This is a genomic window from Clostridium sp. DFI.1.208 (assembly GCF_024463855.1).
GTDB lineage: Bacteria > Bacillota_I > Bacilli_A > Erysipelotrichales > Erysipelotrichaceae > Clostridium_AQ.
Map to the genome: position 1 here is coordinate 1 of NZ_JANGCA010000092.1, position 10,985 is coordinate 10,985.

The following is a 10,985-nucleotide window of genomic DNA, read 5'->3' on the forward strand; positions in this document are numbered from 1 at the left end:
TCCAGACCACTGCGGAGCGCTGGAGATCAGGCAACAGGACGAGAATACCAGTTGCACATATAGAGTGCATAGCATCTCTCATCTGTGTGAATTCCTCTACAAATTCGCAGAATTCAAAACGATCGCAGTATGATAGAGCGAGAAAGAAAACAGAAAAGATATGTTTGAAATGAAGTCATCGGAAAGATGGCTTTTTTACTTTCTTCATGATTCCATAGCTGCCGATGGCAGTGCCAGCGGCAGCAGCGCCGGTCTGATCTACGCCGGCGGGAAAAAGAGAAAGACACTTCTCTATGACCTGGCAAGTTGCCAGGTCATAGATTCAAGAAGTGATATACAGGAATCGAAATGATGATAAGGAGGGTAAAAAGATGAGGAAGAACAATATGTATCAAGACTTCGATCATGGTAAAAAACACTTGAAGGAGTATCAGAGATGGCTGGCTCCCTCCCGGGAGCCGCCACTTCACTAAAAACGCTGTTTTTAGTGAAGCAGGATAAGGGATTTTGTCCGACAAAATCCGGCGGGACAAACGGTCAACGACCGTTTTCTAAAAACAAAAAAGATGGGAAAATGCTTTATTTATCAGCTATTTTCGTATTTTCAAATCGTAAAATTATTGTAGGACATCTGTCAGACATTTGTCGGACTTTGTAGGACGATTGTCCGACATGTAAAAACACGATAAATAAAGGAGTTTGGAAAAAACTGTAGGACATACGTCCTACGATAAAATAGGGTTGTCCTACAATCGTCCTACACATTTTTATAAGATCTTTTTCTTCATCAAATAGATACCTGGCAACTTGCCAGGTTATAAAATTGGAGGTAAGAAAGTGAAAGAAAGAAAATCATTCCGCTTTAGCTTGGATACATTTCAAAAGCTGGATACTTTACAAGAATTAGAAAAACAGCAAGCAGAAAAATTCAATATTACGCCTAAATCGATTACCGCAATAGTTGAAGATGCGATTGCAGAGTATTATGTTTTGAAGCTGGATAAAGATACCGGGACAGACTATCTCACCAGAATGAATCTGATGATTCAGGATGCTCTGAAACAACAAAACCACCAAAGAGATATGACCCTCAATCATATCCTCCGCTATGCCATGATGTCTTATGAAGCTGCTGTCACCATGCTCAAAAATTTCAGGCTCTCCGATGAGGAACGTCCAAAGGATTTTGAAGATGCCAAGAATCTCGTTCAAAATCTGGACAGTATCTTTGAAGACAGCATCTTTGAAAAAGTTGCGAAAGAGCTTGGCGAGGAGGTCGATTGATCTATGCTTCTCCTTGATGCTTTTGATAGATTGAGTGATCTGCTGGAAAAGGGATTCTCCTGTTATCGAAGGATGCGTGGTTCCGATCCGAACGGCTTCAATTATGACATGCTCGAGAATTCTCTGGACGTCACCAGACGAGCTTATATGGATTGCCTCGAAGTTCATTTCGATCACACCCTGTTGGAACGTATCGAACGACAGTGTCAGAAAAAAGGCCAACAGGTATTCAGTGCTGACTTCTTGAATGATCTCATGGAAGCCTATATGGAGGAACGATTTGCGAAGCAACGATATTTTTTCGATATGGATGGCGTCCTGTTCAAGTTCGATAACACTCTGACTACGCTTGAGCCACTATATGAGGAAGGCTACTTCAGGAACCTTCCTCCTCATCGTCTCGCTGTCCACTGCCTGCAGGAATTATTGACAGAAGCCCCTGATCAGATCTATATCCTATCTCACTATATCGACTCTCCCTTCGCTGAACGTGAGAAGCGAGAGGTATTGCAGGAACTCTTCCCCTCTCTGGATCCACACAACGTGATCCTGGTCCCTTACGGAGAAAACAAGACAGACCATGTTCCGCTAAGAGTCAAAGAGAATGATTTCCTCATAGATGACTATAACCAAAATCTTGTATGCTGGAGAGATGCCGGTGGATATGCGATCAAATTCGTGAATGATATAAACGACAGACACGGATCCTGGAAAGGAAGCAGAGTCGAATATGATGATCCTGAGCTCATCAATTCCTTGAACCATATATTTGAATACGCTGTCACAAGTGAAGATCTGGCAATGACTCTGGAGCCTTATATGCAACAGAAGCTGGAGGTGCTGCGTTCACATGCTGATATCGATCTTTGATCACATGGCAACTTGCCAGGTAGGAGATATCCGACATGAGTAAGGCTCACGTCATCAGCAAATTCCGCTTCCTGGAATGTGGGAAAGCTCCACCGAAAGGCTCTCGATTCAAAGGTACGATCTCTACTGCATCACTATTGGATTGGTACGAGTATACCGGCAGAGAAAAAGCAGCGGACGATAAGAAGGAACACAGTATGCATGAAGGTGGACTCTTAGGCTATACGAGCCAGGATGATACGACGCGTACCTTCTCCAGCGATGGCTGGCTGACGAAAGACAAGATGCCGGGATTCAAGAAGAAGATAGCCAAGGCATTCCATAAAGACGGCGATATCTGTTGGGATACTGTCATCTCTCTCAAGGACTATCAGGACTCCTTCCAAAGCAATATGTATGATGTCAACGATTATGCTGCGATCGTCTCCAAATCCCTGCCCGGATATTTCAAAAGCATCGGTCTCGACCCGGACAACATGATCTGGTGGATGAACTATCACAACAATAAGAAGAATCCCCATATGCATATCGTGTTCATGGAAAAGGTCCATACCAGAACGCGTGGTAAGCTGGCGCAGAAATACCTGGACAAATATAAAAGCACCTGGTTGAAGGAATTAGGTCTCCGTCAGGAATTCACCAAGAGATACGAAAGAGCTCCAAAGGATGTCTTCAGGGAAAAGGATGCTTTACGTAAAACGCTGATCTCCGGGATCGACATGAGATTCCATGACCAGCTGCTCCATAGCTTCTACACGACGCTTCCGAAGAAAGGAAGACTCTCCTATAACTCCAAGAACATGAAGCCATACAGAAGACAGCTCAACCTGATCATCCGCTCCTTACTGCAGGATGAAGAGATACGACCGGCGTACGAAGAGTGGCTCGGTAAGGTCGAGATGCTGGATGATCTTCAGAACACGCTTGCGAACGAGAAGATCTCCCACTTCAAAAAAACAGAGCTGGACAAGCTCTATACCAGGATCGGGAATATGATCCTGGGACATGCGAAATATAAAGAGACGGAGCATAGACAAGAACATGAGCTATGGTTCTCAAAACAGAATATCCGTTATCAGGATGAACAGATATATCGTATCAAGCTCCAGGATCGTGCTGCTTGTATCGACCTGCCATCCGATGCAGCCCTGTTCCTGGATGAACGGGGCTTTTATCATGTCGAGATCGAACAAGACAAAAGCTACACGCTCCATCGGTATGCAAAAAATCTCGATGCCTGGAAAGATATCTCTGAAACAGATACATTGCAGATCGATAGAGACACCCTCTTCCGCTATATGCATGCGAAGGACATATCGTTATCCGAAGGTGAGCCTAAGATCTTTGTAGGTCAAGATAGCCGTATATCGCTCATGGATGGGACAGATGAGACCGCTGTGCCGCTTCTTACGGACGATCCAAAAGAGATACCTCCTGATCCACAAAAATCCTTGCACGCTCGATCAGAAGGTCCCCCTGCCCGTATGGGGATGAGGAAGAAATCGAAAGTGATCTATAAGCAAAAACTGAGTGCAGTCCTGAAAAAAGGCTCCAAGCGGATCCTACATCAGGACGCGCAGGAAAAAGAAAGAGATCTGGAAAGATTCATAAGAGAATATGAAGAACAACAGATCCGGAGTGAAGAAAGGGGAAAAGAATATATATGATACGAAAACTCATGATCTCTCTGCTCGGAATAGCTCTCGCAAGGATACTCTTCATCCTTGCGGCCATCAACCTGACCAATATGCTCGTATTCGACAGACTGGAGCCATCCTTCGATCTCAGTCTACTGGATCAGATCCCGCAGACAAGGGCGGTCATCGATATACTGACGGTACTCATCGCAGTCTTCATCCTTCTGGGGATGTTTTCGAAAAGTACCAAGAAGAAGCTGGACGATGACAAGAAGAATTTTACACATCTCTCCTCTATCCATGAAGCGAAGCGCAGTCTGACCAGAGTGCAATTTCATGAAGCAGATAAAGGAAAGTCAACCAAAGAAGATATACGATGGGTATTGAACGAAACATCCTTTCTGACGAAAGCCGATCGTATCCTGAACTATCCGAAGCTTCCTTATAATGCACTCCTGACATTCTTCCGGATCGATGACTGGCACAAGCTCAATACCGTAAGACATTGGGAGATAGATGGTAAGCCTGTCACACAGCGTGCCGGCCTCCCCATCTATATGCCGAGATTCCGGAAACAGACGATCTTCGTCGATGCAAACGACAATCATTCTATTCTGATCGGTACGACGAATTCCGGTAAGACCTTCTCTGTCATCCTGCAGATGATCGAGCTCGTCTGTATGTCCGGTGAATGTGCCGTCATCAACGATCCCAAAGGAGAGCTCTACGAATATACGGCAAAGCAATTCGAAGAGGCCGGGTATGAGATCATCAAGCTGAATCTCGTCAATGCGAAGGCTTCCGATGCCTGGGCTCCCTTAGAACTGGCATGGGATACATGGAAGAAGGCCTATATGGATCATCAGGAGGCACTGAAGAAATGGAAAGCAGAAGAGACTACCTTCACACCTGCCGAGAAAGCAGAGTGGCTGGCCAGGATACCGGAGCCTGACTACTCTCAGGCGATCGAATTCCTCAAGGATCTTGCAAACAGTCTCACCTATGATCCGAATGTCAAGGATCCGTTCTGGAACGATTCCGCAAGGGACTGCATCATCGGGATGGCTGCTTTCCTGATGGAGGAAGCCGTCCGGAACGGAGATATGACAGATGGGATCATCAACTTCAAAGCGATCAAGCTGGGATTGAACTATGCAGATGTGAAGCTCACGAAGGAACAACAGAAGGCACTGCAGGTGCGCTCCGACAACATCCTGGGCGCAGTGTTGGAAAAATCAAGAAGGCTGGACGATACCAGTCATATGTATCTGATGGATTATTGTAATGCGCCGGAACAGACGCGGCAGAGCATCAAGAAGGTCCTTGCGACGAAGATCGATATCCTGACGATGAACGAACAGATCATGCGGATGACCTCCTATTCTGATTTCGATATGAAGGCTCTCGGACAGAAGAAGATGGTGATCTATCTGATCGTGCATGATGAGAAGAAGACCTACTATCCACTCGTCACGATCTTCCTAAAGCAGCTCTATGAGGTGATCATCAACGAAGCCAGAGGGAATAAAGGAAGACTCCCCATCCCTGTGAATGTCATATTGGATGAATTCGGTAACTGTCCTCCATTAAAGGATATCCAGAGCATGCTGACCGCATCCCGTTCCCGCGGTGTACGTTTCTCACTGGTCGTACAGGATCTCTCTCAGCTAGGAGAAGTCTATGGAGACAAAGTAGCGACGACGATCCAGAACAACTGCTCCAATACCGTGTATATCTTAGGCTCTCAAATGGATACACTGAAAAGGTTCAGTGAGATGTGTGGTTCCAGACAGATATGGCTGCCATCGAAAAGCTGGTATGAGACGCGTCCTGTCATAAGCATCGATCGTCTACAAAAATTGAATCTTGGTGAAGTCGTCATCCACAGACAGAGGAAATCCCCTTTCATCGCAAGGATGATCCCTTATGACAGATGTAAGTTCTATAGAGGCAAGAATATGGATCCAAACGAAGAGAGATCACCAAAGCCGGCTGTCAGATGGATCGATATGAAGGCTCTATTATCGAATTATGGAGATGTTTTCTAACAACATGGTGATCTGCCATGTGTGTAATGACCATGAACACGATATTACCTGGCAACTTGCCAGGTAATGGAAAGGAGAAGAAAATGGAGGAAGAACAGATAAAGAGATTCGTACAAACGAATAGTGAGATATCATTGATGGATTTTTACAAAAGCTTGGAAAGACAGCAGCGAGAAGCCGGATATAGTATGCAAAAGACCAGTCTGATCTTTCCGCAGCGCCAGATCATCGAACTGGAAGGAAAGAGCTCCTGTAAGATATTCACTTCTTATTTCGAGAACTGTGAATTCATGAACCTGGAGCTAATGGATACGGCCGGATATAACCAAAGGATATTGGAGGGAAATATCTTCAAAGGCTGCACCTTCACGAACTGTAGAAACATCGCATCTATGAATGCATGTACGTTCATCGACTGTAATTTCAATGCCTGTGATCTCAGGCATACCTCATTCGTCCGCTGCAGGTTTGTAGATACGAGCGCAGGAGACTGCGATTTCCGGATGGCGAATTTCTCCCTCGCCGATCATGCAAAGTTGTATATCGCATATGAGACCTGCAAAGTAGAGGATACTCTGCTGCAGCCGCAGGTATCGGAAGAAGAGAGGAAGCAGACCGGCGATCCGATCAGAATGGATATCTTCCTCGATATGCTGGAGTGTTCCCTGAAACTGCTCCGTGATGCGATCCATCTCGACAGTGATGCGCAGATGACACTCGATCCGATCGCTCACGACCTGAATGCCTATATACAGATGACGCGAAAGGCGATGGAATCAGAAGGAATCCGGGAACGTGAGGAAACGGAGATATTGAACGATCTCGACGTGCATGAAGCATGGGCGAATCAGATCTGCCGCAAGACAGAGGAGATGCCTGTCATCGACTGGACGAAGAGCAATTACAGCAGGATGAACCTGAAGAACCGGAATCTGTCCGGTATCGACTTCACCGGTTCCCTCATGAAGAACTGTGACTTTACAGCCTGTAACCTCACCGGAGTCGATTTCACCGGCTGTAATCTCACCGGTGCCATATTTTTGAATGCGATCCTTGCGCAGAATACCTTCGATGGCGCAAAGCTGGAGGACATCAAGATCGATCAGAAGAACCTGCAGCTATTCGAAAATGCCGGCATCGCTGTGAATACGGACCAGACCGGCCCCATGAATATCTCTGTCAATCGCAGCGTCTTATCGAGGAAAGGAAATACGGCCGTCTGATGGAAGACAGATACCAACGCTATCAGAACACTGCCTTCACAAGCCAACAATGGTACATCATAAAAAAGGCGATCGATGAAGATATCGAAGTCAAGGATATCGCAGATCCAAGATTCAGCGTCGAACAGCTGACGCTACTCATAGACGCAAGGAGATCCGGTATCGACTTATCCGGATTGACAGATCCGGATATCAAGGAAGAACAGCTCAAACAGATATTGGAAAAGATAGCAAATGAGATGGGACTCTATGATGAGCATTATGAAAAGGTCAGGAGGAAGTGGCTCCGGAACATCACCTGGATGCTTCTCATCGGCTCTGTCCTCACGATCATCGTTTCTCTGCTCTATGTCACGAAGGATGAATGGCTGAAATACTTTGAAGAACTGTACCTGTCCTTCGATCGTGAGACCGTACAACTTGAGGCAGGAGAACCGTTCGAGCCAGCCTCCTACATCCGTTCTTATGATCCCGAAGCAGTGATCACCTTTCCGAATCGTGATGAGATCGATACGAAAAAGCCCGGCACCTATTGGGCAGTCTACCATATCAGCAACGGCAAGAAGGAAAAGGATATGAAGCTGCTCGTGGAAGTGAAGGACACCAAATCACCGGTGATCAGCTTGAACAGATCCAGCATAACTGTGTCTGATCGTTCCGAGCTGAAGGCGGAGGAATATATAGATTCTGTCATCGATATCGTCGATGGCGATCTTCGCAGGAAGACGACGTTCGAAATGACAGAAGACCAGATCGTTTATAAAGTGAGCGACGCACATGGGAACGAAGCACGGAAGACCTTGGATATCCATATAGAAAAGCCAAAAAGTAATGAGACAGAGAGCGTTCCAAAGACAGAAGGACCACAACCAGACACTCCACAGCAACAGGAGCAGGGGGATTCACCAATAGAAAAAGATATACCTGTTACGGCACAGGGCAGATCGTTTCCTTTCATAGAAGGCAAGACCTTCGATCAGACGTATCAGGAATGTATGGCAGCCGGTAATGCAGCAGTAAGCGCAGGCCAGGCAAATACGGCATCCTGTACCGTCTATGATGACGAGAATGGAATCCATAAAGGATACGTTTTAAATTTTGACTGATGATACCTGGCAAGTTGCCAGGTATTTTTTTAGGAGGTAAGGACACATGAAAGAAATCATCAACATCAGTATTCCAAAATCACGCTTCAAACAGAAGATCAAACAGGCGAATGGTACGAAGTACAGCCATCGCGTCATCCTTCCGAAGGAAGCAGGAGCTTATCGATATCATGTACTATTGATCAGTGAGGACTTCGTACAAGAGGATATCGACAATATAGACAACAACGTCCTGCATTTTTATGCAGATCGAGAGATCCAGCTGTCGCAGCATCATCGGACGCCGAACGGAGAGGATGTCTATGAGAAGATCAGAGTCATGCCGAAGGAATTGTACAAAAGCTTCTATGGAGAATACAAAGACAACAGCAGGAAGAGATTCACGAATGAAGAAGTAGAATATCTGAAGAAGAACATATCCGTGATGGATTTCCTACAGGATCGTGCAGGCTTCAGCTTCCAAAGACAGGGACAACATTATTATCGCTGTGATCAGCATAGTTCTCTCGTCATCGATACGAGGAACAACGCTATGTTCTGGAACACCGAGCATATCAATGGATCCGCATTGGAATATTTGAGAAAGGCAGAAGGCAAGACGTTTCCAGAGGCGATGAATATCCTGATCGAATATCATAACGGACTTGCGCCTGACAAGAAGCAGTATATCGCACCGAAATATGAGCAGATAGAATTCAAGCTTCCGGATTCACAACAGAATATCTCGAAGATCTATGAGTATCTATGTGACAAGCGAAAGATCGACCGTGACCTCATCAAGCGATTCGTCGATGACGGTAAGATCTATCTGGATGCAAAAGGAAATTGCGTCTTCGCATGTGAGAACTACAAAGGAAAGGTAGATTCCGCCTTCGTACGTTCGACCTATTCAGGCTTTCGGGGAGATGTCGGTGGAGGAAATAAGTTTACCGGATTCTTCATCGAAATGGATCCAAAGGCTACGAAGCTTGTCCTGACAGAAGCCTATATCGATGGGTTGTCTTATATCACGGCCAAGAAGCAAGCCGGTGAGAAGATAGACTTCAATGTGCTCGCATGCGACAGCTGTAATGTCATGAATGAGACGTTCCGCGTAAATTATCTTACCCGACCTGTCTTGAATCAGAATATCGATACTGTCATACTTGCATCGGATAACGATAAAGCAGGCAGAGCTGCTGCGGAAGAGTTCAAAGCATTCGTCCGACCATTTCATAGGATACAGAATGTCATCGATGATCTTCCATCCCTTGGTTCTGACTGGAATAAGGACCTGCAGAAGATATATGAGAACCCGGAAGCAGTTCCGGAAAAAGCAATCATGTTGAAATAGCTCTTATTTCTCCTAAGATATTGACCCTTATACAAAGGATCTTCAGCATTATGGCGTCGGCCTGCTTATCGTGGAGCCGCACTGGTGGGAGTTCAAAAGCCTATCTATTGTGATTTACAAATCGAGACGAAGTTCATCTGAAGGTGCAGGATAGGTCATAGGAGAAATCTGGAAGCAGATATCCTGTCGGGTCTGACGGACGGTACGGATCGTTAGAGAATAGTGATGGCTTCATCATGATCTCGTAGTCATCCTATCAAACAACGTACGCATTTTTTAATAATCTAGAATTTATATACATATGGATATGTAATATACTTTTTTTTGTTCTCTACTCCTTTCGGAATATATCCCTACAGAGAGTCAGGTAGGTATATTCCGGCTTTTTATTTGTTGTTTCAAAATGATTGCAAAATATTATTAATATGATAAAATAGCATAGGCATTGATATGCTACTGCCTAGGTATCGTACAATGCATAGCCATTTGGCAAAGTCCGGGTAAAACCGGATTTTTTATTGCTTATGACACAAAAATGTTCATAATATGTTTACAAATGTTCATATAAGCAATATAATGATTACGTTGCCGCTCATTGAAAAGAAAGGGATACCTAGGCAGTATTTCGCGGCACTTGACCACCTTAATGGTGGTCTTTTAATTAACCGTTATCAAACGTTTAATCTTTTATCAATAAGTATTATAATAAGCCTAAATAGGCATCTAATTCCTCCATATCATATATTGAGATGCGCAGATGTATCTCAATAACACGTAAGGAGGAAATATATATGTGTAACAGATGTGAATGTAATGATTATGACTTTTATGGCTTTAGCGATTATGATTTCGACAGATTCGACTGGAACAGAGGCTATAGTTGCTATAATGACTATGGCAGAAATGCATTGAATGAAGCGGAGCGAGTAGCTCGTTTTGCAATGCGTCGTGACTGTAGAGAAAATCGCTGCGCACGTCAATTTGTACGCTGCATGAGGAATGCTCGATGCGGATCTAATTGGTAACTAATTTATTATTAACTATTCGTTCACCCTCATTTAGCTTTTAACTGTGTATTTGCGATTTCATCAGTAAAATATGAGAATACTTGTAAATGAATTATCCTACTATTGACTCCTGCCATAAGGTGGGAGTCTTTTTATCTTGAACATAAAAGATAGCTGATGTGTAAATGCGAAAATCACACCCTATATAAAGATAGTTTTGTGCTCTCTGATCATTGGGAGCTTATACTATATAAAATTAACATAATCTGACAGAAAGGTGTGAATGAACGAAGCATGAAAAAGATCAATCTAGATAAAAATGTCTATGAAGCGTTGCTAGAACGTCTTCATTCAGATTGTTGACAAAAGCCTATACCTTTTCGTAAGGACATAGGCTTTTTATTGTATATAGGCAATTTTCGAAATGAAATTGTCTTTTTTTGTATATTTTGAAGGATATATTGAATTTTTTGATGA

9 protein-coding genes are annotated in these 10,985 nt (G+C 44.3%); all 9 read left to right on the plus strand.

All coding sequences use genetic code 11. The features are described from left to right. The first annotated feature begins 160 nt into the window (after positions 1–160). The 9 genes from NE665_RS22495 (at position 161) to NE665_RS22535 (ending at position 10,526) form a co-directional block, all read left to right on the plus strand. Positions 161–352, plus strand: coding sequence for a hypothetical protein (locus NE665_RS22495; RefSeq protein WP_038274620.1), 192 nt, complete (start codon positions 161–163; stop codon positions 350–352). A 485-nt stretch (positions 353–837) separates the two neighbouring features. Then, positions 838–1,284: a hypothetical protein gene (locus NE665_RS22500; protein WP_002610715.1), complete on the plus strand. Its 447-nt coding sequence runs from the start codon at positions 838–840 to the stop codon at positions 1,282–1,284. Positions 1,285–1,287: 3 nt separating this feature from the next. Continuing rightward, on the plus strand, positions 1,288–2,154 hold the full coding sequence (locus tag NE665_RS22505) for a hypothetical protein (RefSeq protein WP_117445015.1): 867 nt from the start codon (positions 1,288–1,290) through the stop codon (positions 2,152–2,154). A gap of 35 nt (positions 2,155–2,189) precedes the next feature. Continuing rightward, on the plus strand, positions 2,190–3,821 hold the full coding sequence (mobP3, locus tag NE665_RS22510; RefSeq protein WP_002610711.1) for a MobP3 family relaxase: 1,632 nt from the start codon (positions 2,190–2,192) through the stop codon (positions 3,819–3,821). Further along, the gene (locus NE665_RS22515) at positions 3,818–5,839 is read left to right on the plus strand and encodes a type IV secretory system conjugative DNA transfer family protein (protein WP_002610709.1); all 2,022 of its coding nucleotides are present in this window, start codon (positions 3,818–3,820) and stop codon (positions 5,837–5,839) included. The genes mobP3 and NE665_RS22515 overlap by 4 nt, the downstream gene beginning before the upstream one ends. An 83-nt stretch (positions 5,840–5,922) precedes the next feature. After that, entirely contained in the window at positions 5,923–7,062 is a 1,140-nt protein-coding gene (locus NE665_RS22520; RefSeq protein ID WP_002610707.1) for a pentapeptide repeat-containing protein, read from the plus strand. Beyond that, positions 7,062–8,168, plus strand: a complete 1,107-nt coding sequence (locus NE665_RS22525; protein ID WP_002610705.1) for a hypothetical protein — start codon at positions 7,062–7,064, stop codon at positions 8,166–8,168. The genes NE665_RS22520 and NE665_RS22525 overlap by 1 nt, the downstream gene beginning before the upstream one ends. A gap of 46 nt (positions 8,169–8,214) precedes the next feature. Then, positions 8,215–9,501 (plus strand): DUF3991 and TOPRIM domain-containing protein, encoded by a 1,287-nt coding sequence (locus tag NE665_RS22530; protein WP_117444864.1) that lies wholly within the window; start codon positions 8,215–8,217, stop codon positions 9,499–9,501. A 791-nt stretch (positions 9,502–10,292) separates the two neighbouring features. After that, the gene (locus NE665_RS22535; RefSeq protein ID WP_002610702.1) at positions 10,293–10,526 is read left to right on the plus strand and encodes a hypothetical protein; all 234 of its coding nucleotides are present in this window, start codon (positions 10,293–10,295) and stop codon (positions 10,524–10,526) included. The last annotated feature ends 459 nt before the right edge of the window (positions 10,527–10,985 follow it).